16 protein-coding genes and 1 tRNA gene are annotated in these 26,275 nt (G+C 43.1%); 9 read left to right on the top strand and 8 right to left on the bottom strand.

The annotated features are described in order from the left end of the window. Positions 1-139 precede the first annotated feature (139 nt). The 4 genes from BM243_RS10405 to BM243_RS10390 all read left to right on the top strand — a co-directional run bounded on the left by BM243_RS10405 (position 140) and on the right by BM243_RS10390 (position 5,199). On the top strand, positions 140-1,357 hold the full coding sequence (locus BM243_RS10405) for an AI-2E family transporter (RefSeq protein ID WP_074912311.1): 1,218 nt from the start codon (positions 140-142) through the stop codon (positions 1,355-1,357). An 84-nt stretch (positions 1,358-1,441) separates the two neighbouring features. Further along, positions 1,442-2,278, top strand: coding sequence for a PRD domain-containing protein (locus BM243_RS10400; RefSeq protein ID WP_074912310.1), 837 nt, complete (start codon positions 1,442-1,444; stop codon positions 2,276-2,278). A gap of 142 nt (positions 2,279-2,420) precedes the next feature. Next, positions 2,421-4,409 (top strand): PTS sugar transporter subunit IIABC, encoded by a 1,989-nt coding sequence (locus BM243_RS10395; RefSeq protein ID WP_074912309.1) that lies wholly within the window; start codon positions 2,421-2,423, stop codon positions 4,407-4,409. 220 nt (positions 4,410-4,629) lie between these two features. Beyond that, positions 4,630-5,199 carry a hypothetical protein gene (locus tag BM243_RS10390; protein WP_074912308.1) on the top strand — a complete coding sequence of 190 codons (570 nt, stop codon included), beginning with the start codon at positions 4,630-4,632 and terminating at the stop codon, positions 5,197-5,199. 50 nt (positions 5,200-5,249) lie between these two features. Here BM243_RS10390 and BM243_RS10385 read toward each other — a convergent pair whose 3' ends face one another. Next, the gene (locus tag BM243_RS10385) at positions 5,250-6,485 is read right to left on the bottom strand and encodes an AI-2E family transporter (RefSeq protein WP_074912307.1); all 1,236 of its coding nucleotides are present in this window, start codon (positions 6,483-6,485) and stop codon (positions 5,250-5,252) included. Between the two features lie 124 nt (positions 6,486-6,609). Next, positions 6,610-7,863, bottom strand: a complete 1,254-nt coding sequence (locus BM243_RS10380) for a serpin family protein (RefSeq protein ID WP_074912388.1) — start codon at positions 7,861-7,863, stop codon at positions 6,610-6,612. Positions 7,864-8,074: 211 nt separating this feature from the next. Here BM243_RS10380 and BM243_RS10375 point away from each other — a divergent pair, with 211 nt between their 5' ends. The 3 genes from BM243_RS10375 (at position 8,075) to BM243_RS10365 (ending at position 18,986) form a co-directional block, all read left to right on the top strand. Then, a complete protein-coding gene (locus tag BM243_RS10375) occupies positions 8,075-8,617 on the top strand; it encodes a DUF6512 family protein (RefSeq protein WP_074912306.1) in 543 nt (180 codons plus the stop codon). A gap of 151 nt (positions 8,618-8,768) precedes the next feature. After that, positions 8,769-9,851 carry an NAD(P)H-dependent flavin oxidoreductase gene (locus tag BM243_RS10370; protein ID WP_074912305.1) on the top strand — a complete coding sequence of 361 codons (1,083 nt, stop codon included), beginning with the start codon at positions 8,769-8,771 and terminating at the stop codon, positions 9,849-9,851. Positions 9,852-10,154: 303 nt separating this feature from the next. Continuing rightward, a complete protein-coding gene (locus BM243_RS10365; protein WP_242943544.1) occupies positions 10,155-18,986 on the top strand; it encodes a GH36-type glycosyl hydrolase domain-containing protein in 8,832 nt (2,943 codons plus the stop codon). A gap of 114 nt (positions 18,987-19,100) precedes the next feature. Here BM243_RS10365 and BM243_RS10360 read toward each other — a convergent pair. The 4 genes from BM243_RS10360 to lgt form a co-directional block, all read right to left on the bottom strand. Then, positions 19,101-19,175 (bottom strand) — tRNA-Arg (locus BM243_RS10360). A 154-nt stretch (positions 19,176-19,329) separates the two neighbouring features. Then, entirely contained in the window at positions 19,330-19,746 is a 417-nt protein-coding gene (locus BM243_RS10355; RefSeq protein WP_074912304.1) for a hypothetical protein, read from the bottom strand. 17 nt (positions 19,747-19,763) lie between these two features. After that, on the bottom strand, positions 19,764-21,485 hold the full coding sequence (locus BM243_RS10350; protein WP_074912303.1) for a DUF5050 domain-containing protein: 1,722 nt from the start codon (positions 21,483-21,485) through the stop codon (positions 19,764-19,766). 174 nt (positions 21,486-21,659) lie between these two features. Further along, the gene (gene lgt / locus BM243_RS10345) at positions 21,660-22,442 is read right to left on the bottom strand and encodes a prolipoprotein diacylglyceryl transferase (protein WP_074912386.1); all 783 of its coding nucleotides are present in this window, start codon (positions 22,440-22,442) and stop codon (positions 21,660-21,662) included. 235 nt (positions 22,443-22,677) lie between these two features. Between lgt and BM243_RS10340 the strand changes: the two genes are divergently transcribed. Further along, entirely contained in the window at positions 22,678-23,331 is a 654-nt protein-coding gene (locus tag BM243_RS10340) for an FtsB family cell division protein (protein WP_074912302.1), read from the top strand. Positions 23,332-23,394: 63 nt separating this feature from the next. Here the strand turns inward: BM243_RS10340 and BM243_RS10335 are convergent, their stop codons facing one another. Both BM243_RS10335 and BM243_RS10330 read right to left on the bottom strand, forming a co-directional pair. Further along, on the bottom strand, positions 23,395-23,799 hold the full coding sequence (locus tag BM243_RS10335; protein ID WP_074912301.1) for a hypothetical protein: 405 nt from the start codon (positions 23,797-23,799) through the stop codon (positions 23,395-23,397). Between the two features lie 383 nt (positions 23,800-24,182). Beyond that, positions 24,183-24,845 carry a VTT domain-containing protein gene (locus tag BM243_RS10330; protein WP_074912300.1) on the bottom strand — a complete coding sequence of 221 codons (663 nt, stop codon included), beginning with the start codon at positions 24,843-24,845 and terminating at the stop codon, positions 24,183-24,185. Between the two features lie 382 nt (positions 24,846-25,227). On the opposite strand from BM243_RS10330, the gene ord reads away from it, so the two are divergent. Then, complete coding sequence (gene ord / locus BM243_RS10325; protein WP_177213507.1) at positions 25,228-26,259, top strand: 2,4-diaminopentanoate dehydrogenase; 1,032 nt, start codon at positions 25,228-25,230, stop codon at positions 26,257-26,259. The last annotated feature ends 16 nt before the right edge of the window (positions 26,260-26,275 follow it).

The following is a 26,275-nucleotide window of genomic DNA, read 5'->3' as shown; positions in this document are numbered from 1 at the left end:
AGATGAAAGAGCTGAAAAGAAGTGTATCTTCTTTTTGGCTCTTTTTTTTAGCTGTCTGAGTGAATCTTCAGTATCCTTAAGCAAAATCATGGAAAAGTACGGTATAATTTATATATTATGTGTTTGGAGGCCGATCAGAGTGAAAATCGACTGGAACAGAAAATATTCAACCATAGCTGTCTATGCCTTTCTTGTCATCGCATCCTCAATTCTCTTTTTTCTCATTATGTCGGGACTGGATGGATTCCTGAATGCCATAGGCCGTTATATGTCTATTCTTTATCCGTTTATCTATGGGTTTGTCATTGCCTATGTCATCAATTTTCTAGTGGTATTTGCAGATAAATGGCTGAGTAAAACAGCTCTTGGCAAGCCGGAGCTCCGTAGAAGGAAAGAAGTTCTTTCACTGATTCTAGGATACTTTGCAGCCGCTGCTTTTATTGCGCTGTTTCTGGCATTCATTCTGCCACAGCTTGTGGCGAGTATTACAGGTCTTGTCATGGAACTGCCGAAATATATCACGAACATCAGTAATCTCATTGAGGATCTCAATGAGCGATATACCCTGGATCCAAGAGTGGTTACGTTCCTGCAGCAGCGCTGGGATGAGCTGAGCGTATCGCTCAACAATCTTGTGAAAGAGATCCTCCCTGCAACGGTGGGATTCATCAGAAGCACGGCCACTTCCATCTGGAATGTGTTCCTGGGTATTGTGGTATCCCTGTATCTTCTCAGTGACAAAAGAAAGTTCCTAGCCACAGGCAAGAAAGTCCTGTACGGCGTTCTTGCACCAAGACATGCGGAAAAGACCATAAAGCTTCTCACACGAACCCAAACGATTTTCAGTAAGTTTCTTGTGGGCAAAGTCCTGGATTCTCTTATCATCGGAATCATTGCGTTTGTCTGTCTGAGCCTCTTTAAGATGCCTTATACAGAGCTTGTGAGCTTCATCATCGGTGTCACCAATATCATTCCATTTTTTGGACCTTTCATTGGAGCCATTCCATCCTTCATCATCATACTGTTTGTCTCTCCTGTGAAAGCCCTGTGGTTCCTTCTGTTCATTTTCCTTCTGCAGCAGCTGGATGGGAATTACATCGGACCGAAGATTCTGGGAGAGTCCCTTGGCATCTCCTCCTTCTGGATTCTATTCTCTATTCTCGTGGCTGGAAAGTTTTTAGGGGTCATGGGTCTCATTGTGGGTGTGCCCATATTTGTGCTGGTATACTCCATTGTAAAGGAATATGTGGAACTGAAGCTGGAGGCGAAGGGGCTGCCGGTAAATACAGCCCAGTATGGAGAACCGGGAGTTCTGACGGAGGAGAAAAACAGCAAGGATCTGAATAAAGAAGAGTAAGAGATTCGGAAACATTTACATGAATGATTGACAATGGGATTCCCTCTTCTGTAGAATCAGTGTATTGAAAAGGAGGTGAGGTCTATGAAGAGTTATCTGGTCAAAAAGACATTCAACAACAATGCGGTTCTGGTGAGCCTTGGTCAGAACGAGTATATCCTCATTGGGAAGGGTATTGGATTCAACAAGAAAAAAGGGTCCATTCTTTTGGAGTCGAATCTCATCGAGAATGTGTTCATCCAGGTGGATGAGACCAATAAGAATCAGTACGAGCACCTCCTAGAAACCACTGACGAGAAGATTGTAAGGATTGTGGAAGAGATTGTGTCTATGGCTGAGAAGGAGCTTGGAGAAACGCTCCATGTGAACATCCATTTCGGGCTCATCGATCACATCAACTTTGCTCTATCAAGGATCCGGGAAGGCATAGAAATTGTGAATCCGTTTCTCCTGGAGACCAGGATGCTATACAAAAAGGAGTTTGCCATTGCGGAAAAAGCGGTGGAAATTCTGAAAGAGCAGATGAATATTGAGATTCCTGAAAGTGAAATAGGTTTTATCACGTTCCACATCCATGGCGGACGGATGGGTGGGAAAAAGTCCGACTCTTTGTCCTATGTGAAGGCCATCAGCCAAGTGGTTCCATACATTGAGGATAAGCTGGGACTCACTTTAGAAGAGAACTCCTTTGACAGCGTCAGACTGGTTTCACATCTTCGGGGCCTCATTGAGCGCTGTGTAAAAAATGAAACCATTGAGAATCTTCTCTTGGACAAAATGAAAAAAGATTTTCCCTTCGAGTATAAAATTTCGGAAAATATAGGCTTGCTTTTGAAGAAAAATATTGGTATAGTAGTTCCTGAAAACGAAATCGGGTATATCGCCCTGCACTTATATAAATTAAATCATAGCAAAAAATAGTTCCGTGTAACTGATTCGATCAGGCATGAGTTGATACAAAGAAAGAAGACCAAAGTTTATTTGGCCTTTGCTTTCTGTATGAGCTCATGCCTTTTTTATTCCCGGCGATACACCGTTTTCAAAACAAAAGGAGGAAAATCTAATGAAAACCAAGAAAAAATCCGGCGGATTCTTTGCGATCTTGCAGAAAGTCGGAAAATCACTGATGCTTCCTGTGTCTGTACTGCCAGCGGCAGGACTCATGGTCGCACTGTCCCGTATCATCGAGCAGCTGGCGGGTGCGGAAACTTTAGCAAACAGTCCTGTTCTGGATGTGTTTGTGAAGGTGCTTTTCAGCGGCGGCCTTATTGTATTTGAAAACCTGCCCCTTATTTTTGCCGTTGGTGTAGCCATAGGGTTCACAGCTGGAGAAGCTGTTTCTGGTCTTGCAGCTGTTGTAGGATATGTGGTGCTGATTAAAGTGCTGGATATCATGTCTGCAGCGCAGAACCTTGTAGACCCAATCAACATGGGAGTCTTCAGCGGAATCATCATTGGTATCATTGCTGCGAAAATCTACCAGAGATACTTCAAAACGAAACTTCATCCTGTACTTGGCTTCTTTGAAGGCAAAAGACTGGTGCCCATCATCATGGTCGTAGTTTCCATTCTTCTCGGCGTTGCCCTGGGATTTGTATGGCCTCCCATCCAAAATGGAATCAATGCCCTAGGACAGATGGCGATAGATGCAGAAATCTTTGGATTCCGTTTAGGTGGTGCAATTTATGCCTTTGGTAACAGAGCGCTGATTCCAACAGGACTGCATCATGTGTTTAAGACCCCGTTCACTACACAGTTTGGAACTTATGTGGCAGCAGATGGACAGACTTATGTGGGAGAAATTGCCAGATTCTTTGCTGGAGACCCTACTGCAGGAGCCATCACAGCGGCTGAATATCCCCTGAAGATCTTCGGTCTGCCAGCTGCTGCTCTTGCCATCTACCTGAGAGCACTGCCTAAGAACAAAAAGGCCATCGGAGGTGTGATGCTGACTGCAGCCCTCACTTCCATCATTACGGGTATCACAGAACCCATTGAGTTTGCCTTCATGTTTGTTGCTCCAGTGCTTTACATCGCGCACATCTCCTTGGCCTTTGTGGGTGGACTTCTGATGAACCTCTTTGGTGTAAGACTCACAGAAACCTTCACCTCATCTCTCATTGACTATGTGGTCAGCATTACCACAGGAAATGCGGGAAATCCATGGATGCTTCTTCCTGTAGGTCTTGTCATTGGAGCGCTTTACTTCGCAGCGTTCTACTTCCTCATCAAGAAGCTGGATCTGAAGACTCCTGGCAGAGACACCGACGAAATTCAGAAAGAAGCAGTTCCTGTCACAGAGAAAGCAGTGGAAGTTTTGAAGGCTTTAGGAAGTGCTAATAACATCAAAGCCATTGATGCTTGTATCACAAGGCTCAGACTGGAAGTTTTTGACACCAAGAAAGTAGACAAGAACCGTCTCAAGGCCCTGGGATCCCCAGGAGTTCTGGAAGTGGGACAGAGCGGAATTCAGGTCATTTTTGGCACAGAAGCTGAAGCGCTGAAAGATGAGATCAAAGTCATCATGGAAAATCCTGATTCAGTGACAGTGGTAGGTGTTGAGAGCAAGGCAAAAGAAGGCGTTGCAGGAAGTTCTGTCACAGAGACGATCATGGCTTCTCCAGTGAAAGGAAAGGTGCTGGATCTTTCTGAAGTTCCAGATGCTCTTTTTGCAGAAAAGATGATCGGTGACGGCTTCGCCATAGATCCACAGGAGGGGACCGTTGTTTCACCGGTCCGTGGAGAGATTGCCCATATTTTTGACACCAATCATGCATTGGCTTTCATCACAGAAAGCGGACTGGAAGTTCTTCTTCATATCGGTATTGATACGGTAAAAATGGAAGGACGAGGGTTCAAGAGATTGGCTGAGATTGGACAGAAAGTGGAGATCGGGACACCTCTTATGGAGGTGGACTGGGCACTTGTAAGACAGGAAGCCAAGTCCAGTATCACGGAAGTGGTGGTGACAAACATGGATCAGGTGCATGAGATGAAAGTCATTGCTTCTGGACTTGTGGATCCTTCCCAGGATGTGCTCATCGTAAAATAGATGTTTTCAGGGAGTTCTCAAATGAGGACTCTCTTTTCTTTTTAGTAAACAGTATTTAAAAAGTATTCAAAGAAGAATCTGCTTCATGAATGGTCTGTGAAGCCGTTTATAGTCCTTTTACCGAATCTTTGCCGTCTGTTGATGAAATGGTCATCCTACGTTTTCACTCCTTCTCTATAGTTATGACTAACACTATATTGAGAAATGCAGGAGGTAAGAAATGAATAAAATTGCAGGCATATTTGATACAAAAGATCGGGCGCTGAAAGCCGTGAAGAGGTTGAAAGAATCAGGATTTCAAGATCATGAAATCTCAGTGCTTCTCAAAGAAGGAGAATGGATTGATCCTTTGAAAAAGGAAATTCCCGGTGGTGTCATTGAAGAGTTGCCCATGGGAGACAGAGGAGAGGAAGATACAAGTACAGAAGAATTTTTCCTTGGTATGGGCGCCATTGCAGCACCTCTAGGAGGTCCTGTTCTTGCGGCGGGACCCATTGCGAATGCCATGAATCAGTATGCAAAAGGAAGAAGTCTTGATTTACGGGAGGTGCTGGAGCAGTATGAAGTGGATGAGGATTATACGGAGCTCTATCTGGAACGTCTTGAGAAAGGACATGTTATGGTTCTTGTGGATGAGGATGAAGTCCGCAAGGAAAAAGCGGTTTTAAGCTTTTATGAGGAGGAAGACTATGAGAAGGATGGTATCCGAAGAGGAGATCCGGGTCTTGATCTTCATGAAAAAGAAGTGGATCCCGAGGATCCACTAAAAGACCCACGTAGACTTTTATAGAATCACAGGCAAAAAGAAAAGCTCCCGGATTTTTCCAGGAGCTTTCTTCATTATGAAGCTTCAAAAATAGAAGGATAATGTTTTTTGAACCAATCGAGAATGGCCTCCAGAAGTACTTTAATGACTCCTGCCAGAGGTACAGCCACGAGAAGTCCCACAAGGCCCCAAAGGGCACCACCTACAAGCAGCACAAAGATGATCAGGGCTGGATGAAGACCAACACTGTGACCGACAATCTTTGGTGAAATGAGGTTTCCTTCCAGCTGCTGAATGATGAGGAAAGCGGCAATGACCCAAAGGGCTTTCCAAGGGTCGGTGGTTAAAGCAATGAAGACCGCAGGAACTGCACCCAGGAAAGGTCCGATATAGGGAATAAGATCTCCTATGCCAGCCAGCATACCAAGGATAAGCCAGTACTCAACGCCTAAAATCAGTAAGGCGATGGAGCTGAGCACTCCAATGAAAAATGCAACCAGAAGCTGTCCCCGGATGAAGCCCCCAAGAACTCCATCAATCTTCTCTGAGAGTGGGAACACCCAGCTTCTCCATCTAGGAAGCACCATCTTTTTAGCACCCTTTGCAATCTTATCGCCATCTTTCATGAAATAGAACATGATTACAGGAATGGTCACCAGATGGACAAGACTGGAAGCAAAGGAACCGATCTTCGAGAAAAGAGTGCCGGAAGAGCGGAAGAGCCAGTCGGTAATAGCTTCTACCTCAATATTCAGATACTCCAGGACGCCTTCAAAGGTTGTTGGCATATTGGGATTTGTGCCGATACTTTTTTCATACCAGGCCATGAACTTTTCATACCAGTTCTGGCTAAGGTCAGGCAGCATGGAAACCAGGCTGTTCACTTCTTTTACAATCATCGGGAAGAAGACCAGCGAGAATCCTACTACGGCTAGAATGATACCGATAAAAATGATGGCTGTGGAGAGGGTTCTCGACAGCTTCAGCGTCATGAGCTTCTTGACCAGCGGATTGAAGGCATAGGCAAGAACACCGGCCACTACAAAAGGGACGATGATGGGGATGAGAAGATCCTGATTGTTTAGGATCCACCAGAGCACACCAATTCCCAATAAGACAAAAAAGGTTAATTTCAGCTGCGGGATACCATACCGGAGCTTCTTTTTGTCGTCTACCTGCTTGTTGCCGATTTGAAAGAGGTAATAGATGATGAGAGCTATGAGAATCAGTATACCAAGCTTGATGAGGGTTTCTAAAGCGCTTCCAGCACCTGATAAGGTGAGAAGAAGTGCCGGGGGATTTTCATGCATAGGACCACACTCCATTTCTAACATTCTATATAAGTTCTATCAACTGTAACACAGGAAGTTTAAATTCACATGAATTTTTTGAAAAGTGAAAGGAACCTGAGTGAAGATCAGGTTCCCGAACTGTCTATTTGACATAGAGGGTGGTGCCAATAAAGAGCGGCAGGTAACTTTCTGTATCAAAAACGATATAGAAGAAAGGCCTGTCCAGGAACACCGTTTTTGGAAGATCAATTGCCGCAGATTTTTCATTTACTTCCACCACTGTGGCAGCACCAGCTTTTGTGCCTCTTTCATGAACTTCAATTTTTGCTTTGTGCAGGACTCTGTTGATATAGAGATTTCCACCTGCAGAACCCAGTCCGGATAGATCCGCAAGATCTTCATCAAAAGCGTGTTCCATCCCCATGCTCTTTAAAATATCGGACATTTCCACTGAATACTCTGTGGTGAACTTTGGCATCATGGTCTGAACAGAAGTTTCTATGGGGTTCTCCAGAATCTCACGCAGTTTATCTGGTGTGAGCCCTGAAAGATAGGCGGAGAGATGAAGGTCCTCTGGTGGCAAGATCGCTGCAAAGGCGTAGTTTCCATCTGCATACTTCTTGATGAATCCTTTTGCATCTCCATCTTCCAGGTAGAGCTGCTCTTGTGAATACATCATATCGGCATTCTGGAGAGTTCCGTCATCCGCATGAAAAGATTCTTGACGCACCTCATTTTCTTTATAGATGTTTTCCCACTCTGCATCAAAAGAGAGCGCATTGATGAGGTACATGACGGTGTCGCTGGAAATCTCATCAAGAATCTCTGGGATTTCTCCGTCTGTACGCTCTCGAACCCAACTGTTGATGTCCTTCACTGTGCTGTTATCAAAAGGGGATCGGTAGATTCCGGCATCATAGTAGTTTACTGTGGTCTGAAGAAACTCAGGGCGGATCTGAAACCGGTCTCCATCCCGAAACCATATGGAGTTGGCCATATGGACCTTCAGCTTGTCCTTTTGAGGAAGCTTTGATGTATAGAGGTACAGCAGCTGATTAAGTGATTCCCGATCCATCCCAAAAACTTCCTCCATCTGGGAAAGCGTATCGCCTTTCGCTCCATTGGCGGTCATACCAAGGGAAGTCAGTACGGATAGAGGCGAAATCAGTGTGTTTTCACATAGAAGATTCTTAGTAAAGAGATTGAAGGAGAAGGTCAGCGCTGGCATCGTCGCTTCTTTAGTGAACGAGCTGCTTTTCTCCACCGTTTCTTTTTTCAGATCATCGAGGAGGTTTCCGCCTTCAGCCGAAACGGCTTTTTTGCAGCCAGCAAAGGATAATACGAGACATATACTGAGCAGTAGTCCAAGTGATTGGGGCATCCTGTTTTTTTTCATAAGATATTCCTCCTGCTTCTCTTTTTCATTCATCATACACCACTCATACATGAATGGGTTACAACAGAGTGAAAGTTCAGGTGGTAATAGTTTTTATTTATCGTTAGGTGTTTTTTTGAAAATGTAATAAAACCATAATAATTCTGTGAAATCCAGTACGCATCTTTATTCTATAGTATATGTAGCGATGGAGACAAAAGGAGTGGATATCATGTATGGAGACATGGAGGAAATAAGGGTCATGAGGTTTGTCAGGTCCTATCATATTCTAGGGATCTTTGTGATTGTGATGATTGCTGGACCGCTTCATTTTGCCTATGAATGGTCTGGAGATAACTTTCTAGTGAGTCTTGTTGCTCCTGTAAACGAGAGCATCTGGGAGCATCTGAAAATGGTCTATTGGCCAACGGTGCTCTGGTGGGCAGCTGGCTATCTGATGTACAAAGAAAGAAAGAAGCTTTCCTTCAGAAGATGGCATCAGGCCATGGCCATCAGTGTGATCTTTGGTGTTTCTATTATTGTGGTCTGGTATTATGTGTGGGCTGGTGCCTTTGAAGTGGAAGCTTCCTGGGTGAACTTCTCCTCTATGGTGAGCATTCCCATTGCTCAGCTTCTGGCCATTCATGTCTATAGAGTTTCCAAGCCACGATGGATTTATGCAGCTACGGGAATATTCATTGTAATCTCGCTGTCTCTCATGATGGGATATTTCACGTATTATCCCCCAAACTTGCCCATCTTCATCTCGCCTTAAAAAGAGTTCGGATGCGTTCCATCAGAAGGAAAAAGGAGTGTATGACCGGACATGTTCCATCCCGATTTTCTTAATTCTATCTTAATATTTTGAGTATCAAAGTATACCTCTGTATAATGGGAATGAATCGAATTATGGGAGGAAACAACTATTGGAACTTTTAAATCATCTAAAAATCGGGAATCTATTGCCTAAGTGGCCTATTATACAAGGTGGTATGGGGATAGGGATATCACTTTCTTCACTGGCGGGAGCAGTGGCGAAAGAAGGTGGCATCGGCATCATCTCGGGAGTCCAGATTGGCTATCGGGAAGAGGATTTTTTAAAGAATAATCTCGAAGCCAATAAAAGAGCGTTAAGGGCAGAAATCAGAAAATCAAGAGACATTGCACCTGAGGGAATCATCGGCGTGAATCTTCTGGCTGCCATGACTACTTATGATGAACTTATTAAAACTGCTGTGGAGGAAGGCATTGATCTCATTGTCACTGGAGCGGGTCTTCCACTGGAGCTTCCAGAAATGGTCAAAGGGACAAAAACAAAGATTGCCCCAGTGGTGTCTTCCGGAAAAGCAGCAAAGCTGATTTCGAAGGTTTATGATAAGAAGTTCGGGATTCCTGCGGATCTTTTCATCGTGGAGGGTCCAATGGCAGGGGGACACTTAGGGTTCAAGAAGGAAGTCATGGAAAGTGGAAGCTATATGGATCTGAAGGACATCCTGAAAGAGGTCCTAGAAGAACTGAAGCCTTTTGAAGAAAAATACCAGGTGAAGATTCCTGTGGTTGTGGCCGGAGGTATTTATGACGGCAAAGATATTGCAGAGTACCTGAAACTCGGTGCATCAGGCGTACAGATGGGGACCCGGTTTGTAGCAACAGAGGAATGCGACGCGGATCTTGAGTTCAAAATGGCTTATGTGAATGCAAAAAAGGAAGACATCAGACTGGTGAACAGTCCAGTAGGCATGCCAGGAAGAGCCATCAGAAATACTTTTACCGATAAACTGGACGCAGGCAGGATACCTGTAAAAAGATGCTATAACTGCCTGATACCCTGTGATCCAAAGACTACTCCCTACTGCATTTCAGACGCGCTCATGCACTCAGTTCATGGAGAAGAAGGCCTTGTTTTTGCAGGTGCTAATGCCTATCGGGTGTCTGAAATTTTATCAGTGAGAGAGCTCATGAGGCAACTGGTCGTGGAAACCATAGATGAGATGAAGAAATATGTTTAATAGTTACGTGATAGAATGAAATTCAAGTGACAATCAAATATTGATATAAAGATTGAGTTTTAAATGTCTGAATTTCTACATTATTTTAAAAATAATACAATAAAATTAAAATTATTAGACAATAAATGTTCATAAGTATATTAAAGAAGAATAGAACATTGACTTTTATAATAAATTAAAGTATAATTAAAATAATAAAAAGAACTCGTGGTTAAAAATTAAATCAACAGGTACATGCAGCTAAAGTCGCTTTTTACGAAAGGCGACTTTTTTTATCTTGAAAATCCTAAGGAGGTAGTCCGATTGATCAGACTTGATATAGACTATAGAGTTATCCTAGGTGCTTTGGTTCTGGTGGTTTTGGTTTTTCTTGGCGTATTGTACAGAATTAGAAAAGTAAGGAATATAAAGATCAGAGATGCCTCCCTCAGCGTTGAGGAACTGGTGGAACATGCAAAAAGCATGTCATTGGAGCATTCCGTGGTACCACAAAGAAGCAAACGGAGCTGGCCTATTTCCCGAATGAATGACAATTTTAAATACATCCAACAGACTTATATGGAACTGAATGCGGAAGTGACTAAAAAAACCTCAGTACCTCCTGCTGCTGAGTGGCTGCTTGATAATTTTTATGTGCTGGAAGAACAGGTGAATGGACTTCGAAGAAACATGTCTAAGAAAAGCTATTTTGAGCTTCCGGTCTTAAGAAAAGGTCCATATCAAAATGTTACACGAATCTCAGTACTTATGATGGAGCTGGTCAGCCATACACAAGGCCGTATCGAGGAGGAGGTCCTGCTCCAGTATTTGGACGCATATCAGTCTCATAATGTGCTTTTGGAACGTGAGATTTATGCAATGCCAGTTATGTTAAAGTTAGCACTCCTGGAAAATATCAGGATGATATGTGAGGATATCATAGAAACAAAAAAGCAGTGGAATCTTGCAGATGAAATGGTTGAGGAGTGGGCTTTATTGGACCATACGACCTCCGACGAAATCAGCGCGTTATTTGAGAAAGGCAACAAAGCCGTCAGCAGTATGATAGAGACACCTAATTCCTCTTTTGTGGAACATCTCTTCTATAGACTGAGAAGATCTGGAAAAAGCTATTCTGATGTCCTGCGTTATATAGATGGGGTTCTAGGGAGGTTTGATACTTCAGCAGAACTCTTAGCCCAGAAGGAACACAATGCTCAGGCAATCAGTACGGTGGGGATTGGAAATTGCATTATAAGTCTCAAGTACCTTTCAGGGATGAACTGGACAGAGTTATTTGATGCTGCCAGCAATCTGGAAAAAATACTAGCGCAGGATCCTGATGGCACATATAGTCTTATGGATATTCAATCACGTTTCTATTACAAGAATAAGGTGGAGCATATAGCTAAAATGTTTGGGGTTTCTGAGCTTTATATTGGAAAAGAAGCGCTGTACCTGGCCAGAAGAGCCTTCTCTTCTGAAAATCCTGCCAGTGCTGATTCCGAGAACATGAATCATACCTGGCATATTGGATATTATATCATTGGGGATGGGCTGTCTTTACTGGAAGAAAGGCAGGAAAGAGAAATTAAATACTTCACCAGAATCAGAAGAAGGTTTGTAGCGAACCAGGGTGCGATTTATATGCTCTCTATTGTATCGTTCACAATTCTATTGACACTGATGGCAGTCTCATACTCGAGGACCTATGCAGATTCCAATGATATTTTAATCATGGTTCTCACAGCGATTGCGGTCATTATTCCAGTTTCTGATATCGTCATATCCATAGCCAACTGGATTGTGAACAGAGTAAAAAAGCCTGCAGTATTCCCAAGACTTGAGCTTAAAGAAGGAGTTCCAGATAGTATGCGGACCATAGTCGTAATTCCAGCAATCATCCCCGATAGGAAGAGGGTGCGGGAGCTTATGGAGAATATGGAGAACCACTATCTCGGAAACAGGGAAAAGAACGTATTTTTTGCATTAATTGGTGCGTTCAAAGACTCTGATTATGAGACCATCGATAGTGATGAAAGCATCATAGAGGAAGCGTCATTAAGAATAATGGAGCTGAACAGCAAATACTCAAATGGTGAGAAAGATATTTTTTACTTCTATAATAGAGATAGGATATTGAACGAAATAGATCAAACCTGGACGGGCTGGGAAAGAAAAAGAGGTGCTTTGATGGAGTTTAATGAACTCCTTCTTGGCTCTACAGAGACAAGTTTTTCCTATAGTTCCAATAAATTTCTTCCAGACAATGATATCAGATACGTCATCACACTTGATGCGGATACGGTTCTTCCTTTAGGTATGGCAAAAAAAATGATTGGAACAATGGCACATCCACTGAACAGTCCAGTGATTGACAAAGAAAAAGGCATTGTTACCAAAGGGTATGGCTTGATGCAGCCGAGAATATCTTTTGATAGTGACAGCTCAAACAGATCTGTTTTTTCAAGGATCTATACAGGTCAAGAAGGGTTGGATCCATACGCCAGTGCCATATCTGATGTTTATCAGGATCTGTTTGGTGAAGGAATATTTACCGGAAAGGGCATCTATGATCTTAGAGTGTTCCAGAAGGTATTAAAGGGAACTTTACCTGAAAATGCAATACTGAGTCATGACCTTCTGGAAGGATCCTTTGTTAGAGCGGCTTTGGTCTCAGATCTTGAACTGATAGACTCATATCCATCAAAATATAATTCTTTCATGGCAAGACTGCACAGATGGATCAGAGGAGACTGGCAGCTGGTACCATGGCTTTTCCGAAGTTTACATACAATGGATCATTCAACCATATCCAATCCTTTATCAGTAGTTTCAAAATGGAAAATCATAGATAATCTGAGAAGAAGCCTGATGGCTCCTTCGGTGATGTTTCTTTTCATTGTTGGATTCACTTTACTCCCAGGATCTGGTGTTTTTTGGTTCAGTCTTGGTATTCTGGCTTTGGGTACACCTCTGGGGCTTTCACTCATGGCTAGAATCTTCAGAGAGGGTCTCAGACCTGATACCATCAAAAGATATTTACCAGGATTTTTTGGTATAAAAGCATCCGTATTTCAGTTTTTACTCAGCATCATGTTACTCCCGTATCAAGCAGTGAAGGCAGTAAATGCTATCACAGTAACACTTGCAAGAGTGTTTTTCACCAAGAAAAATCTGCTCGAATGGGTCACATCCTCAGATGCGGACAAAGCGCAGCCGAATTCCCTGGAAAGCTATATAAGATCCATGGGGGCAAGCGCAGCTTCCGGATTGATCATAGTAATACTTACTTATTATTTCAAGCCTGAAAATCTCTTTTTAAGTTCATTATTAGCAGTGGTCTGGCTCAGTTCACCTGTTATTGCTTACCTCATCAGCAGGGATGAAAATAATAAATTAACCAGACTGAACAATGAGGCTTTACTGGAACTGAGAAAAACTTCTAGAAAAACCTGGAGATATTTCGAGGAGTTTTCCAATGCAGGAAACCATGATCTGGCTCCGGATAATTTTCAGGAAGAACCCTATCGAGGCATTGCCCATAAAACATCTCCAACGAATATCGGATTGGGGCTGATGGCTTCACTTACGGCAAGAGACATGGGCTATATAGGCCTCAAGGAAGCAATAGAGAGGATTTCTAAAACCATCACCACCATAGAGAAAATGGAGAAATGGAATGGACACCTATACAACTGGTACGATACGAGAACTCTAAAACCCATGAGACCCATGTATGTATCTACTGTTGATAGTGGAAATCTGGTTTGTTATCTGATCACATTAATAGAAGGACTTCAGGATTACATGGAAAAGCCTCTCCTTGATTCATCATTTGCGCGTGGGATCACAGATACCGTCATAGCGGGAATGGAAGAGCATAGAGAACTTCCTCAGGCATTACTGACCATAAGCTCTTTTGAAAAGCAGGAAATCATTGACCCGACGGCTTGGTTCAGAGCACTTAAGAGATTCACTGAGATTTCACATCAATCTGAATCATCCCGAAAGGAGTGGGCATTGAAGCTTCGGCATCAGGGAGACTCACTGCTGAAGGAAATGGAGCTGTTCATGCCTTGGTCCATGACCTCATCCCTATCGAATAGTCAAGTTACCCATGTTGAAATGAATCCAGTTTTTGTGAAGCTTATGGTTCTCATTGGAACCAATACCCCATTACATGACCTTCCTGAACTTGGGGAACGCATAGTGGGTTGTTGTGATCTGTTGCTGGATGAATTTGCTGAAAGTGATTTGGAATCAATGGAAGGAATTCTTGATTGGTTGAATGAAGTAAAGGAGGCAGCAATAAAATCCATTCAGTTTACCACGGAATTCATAGAACACTATGAAAAGCTGATCTTAAGAATATCAGAGCTATCCGAAGGTACAATGTTCAAGTCCCTATACAGCGAGCGAAGGCATTTGTTCTATATTGGATACAATGTGGAAGAGATGAAGTTGACGAACTCCTATTATGATCTTCTTGCTTCTGAAGCAAGACAGACGAGCTATTTAGCCATAGCAAGAGGTGAGGTGCCACCCAAGCATTGGTTTATGCTTGGGAGATCCCTTACGGTGGTCGACCGGTTCAAAGGCCTTGTCTCATGGAGTGGTACGATGTTTGAGTATCTGATGCCACTGCTTATCATGCGCAGCTACAAAAATACTCTGCTGGATGAAACCTATTCTTTTGCTGTAAAAAGTCAGATAAAGTACGGAAAACAGAGACAAGTACCTTGGGGCAGTTCAGAATCTGCATTTGGCGTCATTGACATCAATCTGGATTATCAGTATAAAGCCATCGGTGTACCATGGCTTGGGTTAAAAAGAGGTTTGGCTGAAGATAATGTCATTGCACCTTATGCTACAGTCCTTGCACTCTTGGTTTTCCCTGAAGAGGCATATAAGAATTTAACTCATTTAAAGGCAGAAGGGATGGAAGGAAGCTACGGGTATTATGAAGCTGTGGATTATACACTTGATCATCTTGAACCGGGATCCCATAAAAAAATCATCAGGAGTTATATGGCCCATCACCAAGGGATGAGTCTCATAGCACTTAATAATTATCTCAACGATGACATTATGCAGAAGAGGTTTGGTGAAAATCCTTTTGTGAAGTCAGCCAGACTGCTTCTGCAGGAAAAGGTCCCTCAAAACTTTATTTTCACAAAAGGAAGCAAAGAGAAAATCCCAGTATCAAAGGTGAAAATATACAATGAGGAGATTTCATGCAGAAAGTTTAGCTCACCAGATTTTGATTTGCCGAAGGTCCATATCCTTTCTAATGGAAACTATTTTGTTGGACTTACGGATCAGGGCACTGGATACAGCAGGACAAAGGACGTTGATATTTCAAGGTGGAGAGAAGATCCGATCACAGAAAACTATGGTGCTTTCTTCTATTTAAAAAATGTTGAAACAGATCAGATCTGGTCTTCAGCCTATGCGCCTCTAAACAAAACACCTGAGAAATATGAGGTGATTTTCACTTCGGATAAGGCTTCTTATAAAAGAACTGATGGAGAGATTGAAACGTTGACGGAGGTTGTTGTGGGATCTGGAGATAACGCTGAGGTCAGAAGGCTGAAACTAAAGAACAATGGAGGTTCTCCATGTATCATTCAGCTCACCAGCTACGTTGAACTTGTAGGTGCATCACACGGCAGTGATGTTGCACACCCTGCCTTCAGCAACCTTTTCATCAGAACAGAATATGATCATGAGCATAAGGTGCTTCTGGCAAACAGAAGAAGAAGGAGCGAACAGGACAGAAAACTTTGGATTGCCAGTATACCAGTAATAGAAGGAGAAACTGTCAGTGAGATCGAGTACGAAACAGATAGACTGAAGTTTATAGGAAGAAATCATCACACAGGAAACCCAGAAGTCATAGAAAGAGGAAAGCCTCTTTCCAATACGGTGGGATCTGTTTTGGATCCGATCTTCAGTTTAAGGACCAGTATTCGCATCAAACCGGGAGAGATCGCCAGAATCTTCTTCGTTACTGTTACTGCAGAGAGCAGGGAAGCTTTGATGGAACTGGTAGTAAAATACGGTAACGCTGAAGCTTGTGATGCTTCCTTCAGATTCGCACTGACAAGAAGTCAGGTGGAAGCGAAGTATCTTAACATAAAAGCCCATGATATGGAGCTTTATCAGGATATGATCTCAGACATTCTCTTTATCAGTCCTAGGCGAAGAGTTTATGAAGAAAAGATCAAGAGCAGTCATTTGGGACAGCCGACATTTTGGCGATATGGTATCTCCGGAGATAGGCCTATGGTATTACTTACAATGGACAAAACCGATGATGTGGAGCTTCTCCATGAGCTCTTGAAGGCTCACGAGTATTGGAGAGTAAAGGATCTTAAAGTGGATCTGGTCATTTTATGCAAAGAAGAATACAGTTATATCAATCCTCTTTACGCTCTGATTACAGAAGCTGTCTATAGTACACAGACTCAGGATTTTATGAATCTTCATCGGGATGTTTTTATATTGAAATCCAGTGATATGACATCGGAGGAGATTGATTTTTTCTATGCTAACGCCAGGATGATCTTTGAAGGAAGTCGAGGGAAGATGAGAAAGCAGTACAGTTCTTTTATTATGAAGGCATTAGGAGAGAAAAGTACAAGTACAAGTGAACTTGGTAACCGTACTGAGGTGAGAAATGCTAGAAAGTCTCAAAATGAAATACCCATGCTGGTTTCGAATTTAGAAACTGAAGAACACAAGGAGCTTCTATTTTACAATGGACTTGGAGGCTTTGGAGAGAATGGGAAAAGCTATGTGATTAGGCTTGAACATGGAAAGAGGACTCCTTTGCCGTGGGTCAATGTGATTGCAAACCCAAACTTTGGATTTATCGTGTCGGAGTCTGGTGGAGGATACACGTGGAGTGATAACAGCAGAGAATTTAAAATTTCAAAGTGGTCTAACGACGCAGTCGGTGATGAGCCATCAGAGATCTTTTATATAGGGGATGAGTCTGGAAACCTATGGTCTGGGGCATCACTCCCCATAAGGGAAGAAGAGCCGTATACCATAGAACATGGGTTTGGATATTCAAAGTTTCTGCACAAAAGCCACGGATTAGATCAAGAGCTTGTACAATTTGTCCCTGTGAATGATCCTGTAAAAATCAGCATGTTTCGTTTTCAAAATGAAAATCTGACACCTAAAATCATTACCGTGACTTTTTACATGAAGCCTTTACTAGGTGTAAGCACAGAGGAAACAGAGATGCATCTGGTCAGCTCTCAGGCATCGGGTGGTTCCCTTCTAATTGAAAACCCTTATAACAGAGAGTTCGCAGGTAAAGTTTGCTTTATTGACACCTCTGATGAGGATAGGACCGTTACTGGAGACAGAAAGGGGTTCTTTGGAAGAGGAGGCATGTTATCACCAGATGCTTTGGTGAGTCCTGGACTCAGTGGAGAAACAGGTGCAGGCTTTAACCCTTGTGGTGCCATGCAGATACAAATAAGGTTGGAACCTAAGGAAACGAAGGAATTTGTTTTTGTTATGGGTATCGGCAACAATCGGGAACAAGCTGATGAACTTGCTGTCAAATACAAGAATTTACTGAATGCAAAGGAGGCTTTGGACCAGGTGAAGCGCTTCTGGCATGAAAAGCTCGGTGCTATTGAAGTCTCGACACCAGACAGCGCCACGAACATTATGCTGAACGGATGGCTTCAGTATCAGGTGATCTCTTGCAGGTTATATGCTCGCTCTGGATTTTATCAAGCTGGCGGCGCATATGGTTTCAGAGATCAGCTTCAAGACACACTGGCTTTGGCGGCAACTTGGCCAGCTATAGCAAAGGAACAGATTATTAAACATGCAGGACATCAGTTTGAAGAGGGGGACGTACTGCATTGGTGGCATGAACCTTCTGGTAAAGGGACCAGAACACGGATATCAGATGATTTTCTATGGCTTCCCTATGTAACTGCAGAATATATCAGTATTACGGGAGACTTTGGGATATTGGATAGTATGGCACCCTATCTGGAGGAAGATCCTTTAGAGGATCATGAGAATGAACGATATTGCCAGCCGCGAATATCCACAGATAAATATTCTCTGTATGATCATTGTTTAAGAGCACTGAAAAATGCCATGAGGTTCGGAGTGCATAAGTTGCCCCTCATGCGAGGCGGTGACTGGAACGATGGCATGAATAACATAGGAATAGACGGGAAAGGAGAAAGTGTATGGCTTGGATGGTTTCTTTTTGATACGCTTCAGAAATTTATACCAATCGCAAGGAAAATGGGGGATGCTCTAATTGCAGACGAATTCACGCACATTGCGGCGGACTTGAAGGATGCTATAGAAAGCAGCGCCTGGGACGGCAGCTGGTACCTCAGAGCGTTCTTTGATGATGGCACGCCGTTAGGTTCTGCGATCAACACTGAATGTAAGATAGATTCACTGGCTCAAACATGGTCCGTGCTTTCTGGAGCTGGCGATAGGGATAGATCAGTAAAAGCAATGCAATCTCTTGAAAATTATCTGGTCATGGAAAACGAAGGGGTTGTGAAGCTATTGACACCTCCTTTTGACAGTGGAAACAGCAATCCAGGCTATATTAAAGGATATCTTCCTGGGATAAGGGAGAATGGTGGTCAATACACCCATGCAGCTGCATGGACAGTGGCGGCGTTCGCTAGGTTAGGAGAAGGCGAGAAAGCGTGGAATCTGTTTAAGCTTCTCAATCCAATCCATCATACCCGAACTGAGGAAGGACTGATGACATATAAGACGGAGCCGTATGTGATGGCTGCAGATGTATACAGTGAGTATCCTCATGTGGGACGAGGCGGATGGACCTGGTATACAGGATCTGCGGGGTGGATGTATAAAGCTGGTCTGGAGAATATACTTGGTATTTACAGACAAGGTGACAAACTGATTTTCAGTCCCAGCATACCCGGAAAGTGGCTTGAGTATTGTGTGCGTTATAGGTATCACCAAACGATATATGAGATTAAATTCAAAAATCCGAACGGTTTACAGACTGGAGTTTGTGAAATCTATGTGGATGGCAACCTAGAAACTGAGAACTATATTACGCTAATGGATGATGGATTTACTCATGAAGTGGAAGTGCTCATGAATGGTGCATTACAAACATAATAATGGATGGCTATAGAACGTAAAGGGGCGCTGTATAATCATTGCTTGTGCAATGGAGTATACAGCGCCCCTGTTTTTTATGGGTGTAATATTCCTTGAATGGTGAAAATAAAATGGTACCCTCAGCGGGAATCGAACCCACAACTAGCCCTTAGGAGGGGCTTGTTATATCCATTTAACTATGAAGGCTTGAACAATAGTTATTGTAATATATTCGGGGTTTGAAGTCAATGAAGGGAGACAAGGAGATTGTGGGTGTCTATGGTCGTAGCATCACAACCTCATAGCCCTATCTCCCTACTATGATCCAAAAACCTTTAATATAGGTCTCACGTAAAGATTTCTAGAGTTTCTCTACTTTTAGGTCGGTAGCGTTTAGGACATCTGCTGGAATCTCCCCAAGAACTTCAATAATCTGAAATACAATGTCACTGCCATGGAGTTCATACTGAAGGAGCTTTCCCTTCACCTTGTTTCGGAAAACAGAATAGGCAGCAAGATCCTCCCCTTCTGAAATTCTATAAATCTGCTTTTCTTTCAAAGGTTCTCTTTCTCTCTCAGAGGGTTCTTTCTCTAGAATTCGTTTCTCCAAAAGAAAACTCAGGTTTTTCTCGAGCAGAAGACCAATGAGGCTATGGGCTTGTCCTTTTTTCAGAACATCCAGGTTTACTATGAGCTTGTATTGAGGATAGAGGCTCATCAATGAGAGAATCTTCTTTTTCTGAAGATCCGATGCAGGTTCATTATGCCATTCTCTCATGAAAATTTACCACCACCTTATGGTTTTTGCCAAAGCTCCTTTGGTACCGCTGTAAAATCCGGGAAAGAAGGATCTGGTTCCCCTATGTAGATATCCCCTGTGTCTCTCTCCACAAAGAAGTATTCTGGAGACGAGAGTTCTTTGTTTCTTACTTCAAAAGCATAAAACATGGCTTCTTCTTCCGTACCAGGTTTTAAGAATCCGATTCCGTTCTGCAGTATGATCTCATTTCCAGGGAAGGTTTCTTCCATGAGCTTCAATGCGGACTCAAAGCTGTGGACCCGCACATACTCTGGCAGGTTCACTTCAAGGGCATGGGTGCTGTTGGGATTTACGGAATCTTTGATATAGAGATAGATTGGGTTTCCGACGTCGTACAGCTCTGCATAGAGCTGTAGTGTTTTGGATTCTTTTGGCTGCAGGACCATAGACTGAAGAAAACTTTCAGGCATCACATACTTCTTCTCACCACGTAAAAGCTCTTCATCCGCCTCATAAAAAGTATACCAGTAAATGGAAGGATATGCTTCATTGATGTCCAGAATATGCCCCAAAGTCTCATAGAGCTCCAGAGGTTCTTCCCCAAGATTTTCCGCGTTTATAGTGAGAAAGACGAAGGTGCCATCGGTCACAGAATCAAATATGGTGGATTCATAATTTGGATCCTCATTTTTGAGGATATTGGTGACATACACATCCTGCACCTTTACTTTGAGCTGATCCACTGTCACCTCCGCTCCTGCGTCATAGACCGCCAAAGCTGATTCAGCAGCAGGATTGACATATTCAAAGACCATCTCTTTTTCAGAGGCGGTATCTCGCAGAGTCTCCTTGATGGAAAAAGAACTGAAATCCATGGAAAGAAGACAAAGCCAGGAATCATGGGACAGTATGGAAATCACCGGCAATTCTTCCAAGACTTCTTTACTGCTGCCATCCAGGTTCATTTTTTTCAGCTCCAGCATGGATGCTTTTTCGGTGGTATTGCCATAGTAGATGACATCATTGGAGATGTGGAAGGATGAGAGCTTTTCCTCCGTAAGGCGTTTCAGGTCTTTCCCGTCCCGATCCATCACAAAGAGCTGATTTTTATCCTCAGACCCATCCATAAAGTAGAGTTTATCCCCATAAAGAATAAAATTTATGACCGATCCATCATGAAGCTTCACAGGATCTTTGCCATCTTGATCTGAAACGAAGAGACTGTGGTCCTCCTGGCGGATGTAATAGAGCCTATTTCCGGAAACAAAAAACTGCTGGATTTTGTCACCAAGAATTCTGGTCACCTCTTCACCACTCCTCTTCATCCGATGGAGTGTATAGGTTTTTTCCGGATCGGTTTCTTCGCCCATGGAGATGAAATAAAGGAAGTCGCCGCTGCACTGGAGACTCAACGCCTTCTCATCCGAGAGCACCGCGCGCTCCCTTCCGTCTTTCTTCATCGTCACAATGGCATTATTTTCTGTTCCGCTGAGAAAGTACAAAAGGTCTCCGGAAATGTTAAGAGAATAAGCAATTTCATCACTGACAGGGATGAGACCATCACCGCTCTGATCCATCTTGTAGAGCTTGTTTTGGTCACCGAAATGATTGAAGTAGATGGTATCTCCGTCACCGACCAGAATGCCGCCGTTCGCTAGATTGCCGCTGGTATTTCCGGAAAGGACAGTGCTTTTCTGAGAGGTGCCACAGCTGAAGAGAATCACAGAGAAACAAAGGAAGAGAGCGGCTTTCTGCATTTTTCTGAACCTCATTTCAAACACTTCTTCTCATATTATTTTTAAGGAGTCTTCCTGCCTTCAGTGTAGCACCTTCTTGTGAAATAACCAGAATATATATCTGAATATTGTGAAAATAAATCTGAAGAAAACAAAAAGGACCCGGAAGATTCCGGATCCAGTGATAGCAAGAGTTTATGCGTTTCTTGCCCGCTTCTTGGTGACATAGATCATAATGACGCCAAAGAAGATGGCCACCAGAGATATGAGCTGAGCCTGTCTCATGCCGAGAAACATCAGACTGTCTGTTCTTAAGCCTTCAATATAGAAGCGGCCGATGGAGTAAAGAATCATGTAGGCATAGAGAATGATGCCGTGCTCCTTTTCTTTCTTTTTACCGAACCAGATCATCAGCACGATAAAAACCAGCACATTCCAGATGGATTCATAGAGGAATGTGGGATGATAATAGGTGCCGTTAATGAGCATACCGTTTTGGATAAATTCCGGGAACTTTGAAATAAACGCTTCTGTCACAGGGCCACCATGAGCTTCCTGGTTCATGAAGTTTCCCCATCTGCCAATGGCTTGGGCAAGAATGATGGCAGGCGCTGCCGCATCAGCCATATCGAGTATTTGTGCCATGTTCTTCTTTTTGATGAGTTTATAAATGAATACACCTAAAGCTGCTCCGATGAGCCCACCGTGGATGGCAAGACCACCGCTTCGGAAATCCAGCATTTCCATAAAAGAATCATACTGGTCCAGCTCAAAGATGACATAATACACTCTGGCTCCAATAAGGGCTAAAGGAAATGCGTAAAGGAAAGCATCAGTGACATCATCAAAGCTGACTTTTCCGGCACTTCTTTTGGCATTGAAGTAAACAACAACGAAGGCGACAAGAACGCCTATGGTAATGAGCACACCGTACCACATGATCGGTGTACCAAATAATCTGAATGCAACTGGATCCATAATAGGTACCTCTTTCATTTTAAATTTTTCTCCATTATATCACAGGAAACCTAAGTTTTCTTTAACTCAAATCAGACAAGATTGCCCACGAAAGCACCACCCTCATAAATGGGGACAGTCCACGGGTGCTTTGCAGCTTCCGTAAATGTGAATTAAACAAATTGTCATATCTACAGATGGAATTTTGTTATAATATAGGTACAGAGACAATTTGAGACGAGAGGGAGGAGTACTGATGAAAAAGAATATGCTGAAGATTGTTGCCATCTTGATGTCCCTGACACTGTTGGCTGCATGTGGCAATAAAGAAAATGGATCTGCTGGAGTGAATGAGGATACAGTAAAGCAGCTGGAGGAGAAGATCGTTTCTCTGGAAGCGGACAATGCGGCGCTGAAGGAAGAGAATGAAGCATTGAAGGTGGAGATTGAAGAGCTGAAAGCTTCCGGTTCTGGAGAACTTATTGAAGAAGAGGAAGAGGAGCTTCCTGTTTTTGGGGCCGAAGAAGACGGCACCATGACTCAAGTAATCAGTGTTGTCGTGAAGACGGATGAGCCTCTTTTAACCAAAATGCAGATGCTTGGGGATAAGCTTGGAGAGGAAGTCTTTGGTGGACTGACCATGAAGGCTCTGGAAATCAAGGAAGAGGATGGAAAAAACATCCTTTATGTGGACCTTATTGAAGGATCTGGAGAAGTGGGTGCCAAGAGCTGGATTTATGATTACTTCCAGGGTTCCACTGGCGGAAATATGACAGAAACAGCCTTAACTGAAACCTTCCTTCAGAGAGAATATGCTGGAGTTTGGGTGGATGGTGTTCATTTCACTTTAGATGGTGAGAAGATCGAATTTGATCATGTACCGAATCTTTCGGATACGATTCTAAGATAAGAGACTGAAAATGAAAGGAGTTTTGGAGCACATGCTGGACATGTGGTTCCAAAACTCCTTTTGTTATTCTTTTTCCAGTTCCAGGATTCTATTGTGCATGTCCTTGGACAGGGGGTACTTTGGAGAGTTCTCATCTCCAGTGTCCTGGTTTTCGATGATCAGAACTTCTGCATCCTCGCAGAGCGTATGGGTATGCCATACCCCCTTCTTCACATTATAGACCTCATGCAGTCTCATCTCGGTCTTCACGATATCACCTGGGATTTCTTCGCAGCCTGCGGTGTACAGGGCGCATTTGCCACTCAGCAGCACAAATACTTCATCGGTATAGAGGTGCTTCTGCAGATGGTTGAGGTTTTCCGGAAGAAGATCTTCACAGGGTCTTAAAACTGCGACTCTCCAGGACTCAAAATCCACAAGAGGATGGTATCCGGAAGGGGGAAAAGGTACAATTTCGATATCTTTCATGAGTATTCAGCCTCCATTTTATATCAGTTCAAGATCCATAGAATTCATGAAGGGCTTTTTTAGAAAGTGCCTCAAGATCCGCTTTCCTAAACTTTAGTATGCCTTCATGAGATAAATCCGGTTCTCTTTTATCAAGCCAAATCCGCCTAGGATTCTCTTAGAGGATGTTTCGTAGGCAGGTAACTTCTTTTACTTTGTAATTAAGAAGAGATAGGGCTTTTCTTATCTATTTAATCTTAAAGGACTTTACGGAGAATGGCAATAGAGTGGATGCTTTCCCTTCCCAGAACCCATCTGAAGCCAGCAGCGGAGAATGGAGATAAGGCAAGCTTTAAAAATGAGGGACCTCAATGTGATAGAGGTACCTCGTTTATTGATCAGTTTTACAGATTTTGCTTTTTAAGAAATCGGCTTCGGAAAAAGAAAACGCCAGCTGGAATCATGGAGATGAGAAAGACAATCCCCATTAGATAAATGAAGTTCCCTTCAAGAAATTCCATATTGCCCACAAAGAATCCGATCATGACATAGAGAACAGTCCACATGGCATTTCCAATGAACATGAAGAAGGAGATATCCAGGAAATTTACATTCGTAAAGCCAGCGATGAAAGGAGTAAGAGTTCTGGCAACGGGGATAAATCTCGAAATGAGAAAGGCCCTTCTACCCTTATGGGTGAAGAAATGATGAACCTTGTCAAAATTCTCTTTGTTGATGAACTTAAAAAGAGAACGGTCTTCAAAACGACTTCGATGGTACTTTTCCCCCAGATACTTACCAATCTTGTAGTTCAGCATATCACCAAGGAGAGTAGCCACATAGAAGCCCACCAGCAGCGCAACCACATTGAGGTCATCTGTTGAGGCAAAGGCGCCAGCGCCCACAAGCAAAGAGTCCCCAGGCAAAATGGCCAGAATCACTGCACCTGTTTCCAGAAAAATAATGAAAAACAGAATCAGGTAAGCGCCTATGCCAAAGTAGTCAATGAGATCCGTAATATGTGTATCCAGTTTTGTGAAAAAACTGATGAGTTCTGAAATCTCCATGGGATTCTCCTTTTTTCTTTAGTATCCTCATTGTACTGGAAAAAACCTTTTCAGTGGTGACCTTTTGCTTAAAAATGTTTGTCCATTTTCTAAATGTTTCAACATGTGATAGAGCACAGTGCAGGAAAACCAGGAAATCTCCTTCTCCTGTGGAACATAGACCAGATATGTGCACAGGGGGGTTACAAAAGAGGCTTTAATTTGTTATTCTATAATTAGATGAATAAAAAGGTTTACATTGCATAAACGGTATATCACATAGTTAATAATGATATTAATTCATAACAATACATAAATATAAATTGAAATCATCGTGGAGTTCCTGTGAACTCCACATTCTTAACTGATGTGCAATGAAATCCTGCATGAGGGAGGAATAATCATGGAAAAAATCAGAGTGGTACAGTGGGGCCTCGGTAATATGGGCAGAGGTATGGTGGAGATGCTTTTTGACAAGGAAGGTATTGAAGTGGTAGGTGCCATTGAAAAAAGAGTGGAAGAAACCACAGATTTAGGTGTTTTTTTAGGCAATGAAAAGCTGGGCATTCCGGTGATGAACGATCCGGACGCGCTTCTTGATCTGGTGAAGCCGGATCTTTGTATCTTGGCCATTCATTCTTTTGTGAAAGGTGTGGTGGAAGAAATCAGGCTTCTCACAAAGAAGAACATACAGGTGGTGACCATCGCGGAGGAAATGGCTTTTCCTTTTGTGACAGAACCGGAGCTTTCCAAAGAAATTGATGAAATGGCAAAAAGAGCGGGTGTCACAGTGCTGGGGACCGGCGTCAATCCCGGATTTGTGCTGGATACTTTGATCCTTCAGCTTTCCTTAGGGGTACGAAGAGTGGACCACATCTATGCAAGACGCGTGAATGATCTGTCTCCTTTTGGAAAGACTGTCATGGAAGAGCAAGGGGTAGGTCTCAGCAGAGAAGCCTTCCTTCAAGGAGTAGAGGATGGTTCTGTATATGGACATGTGGGATTCTTGCAGTCCATTCCTATGATCGCAAAGTCCATAGGCCTGACCTATGATGAGATCGTGCAGTCCAGAGAGCCCATCATGACCACCGTGGACCGAAAGACCAAAGATGTGTTTGTCAAAGCAGGCATGGTGGCAGGATGCAACCATACAGCCGTAGCCCTGAAAGACGGAAAACCTGTGATTACGCTAGAGCATCCTCAGCAGGTGCGTCCAGATCTTGAGCACATCGAAACAGGAGACTACATTGAGATCCACGGAGATCCTGATGTGTCCATGGTGATCAAACCAGAAGTGCCAGGGGGCATCGGCACCATTGCAGCAGCAGTCAATGTGATTCCCCATGTGCTGAACGCCAGAAGCGGACTTCTCACCATGGCGGATCTGCCTGTGACCCATGCCATCATGGATGATTTCACAAACCATTTGAGATAGAAAGAAGGAAATGGAT

Source organism: Proteiniclasticum ruminis (genome assembly GCF_900115135.1).
In the GTDB taxonomy this organism is placed as follows: Bacteria; Bacillota; Clostridia; order Clostridiales; family Clostridiaceae; genus Proteiniclasticum; species Proteiniclasticum ruminis_A.
This window is presented reverse-complemented; position numbering and strand designations above follow the sequence as displayed.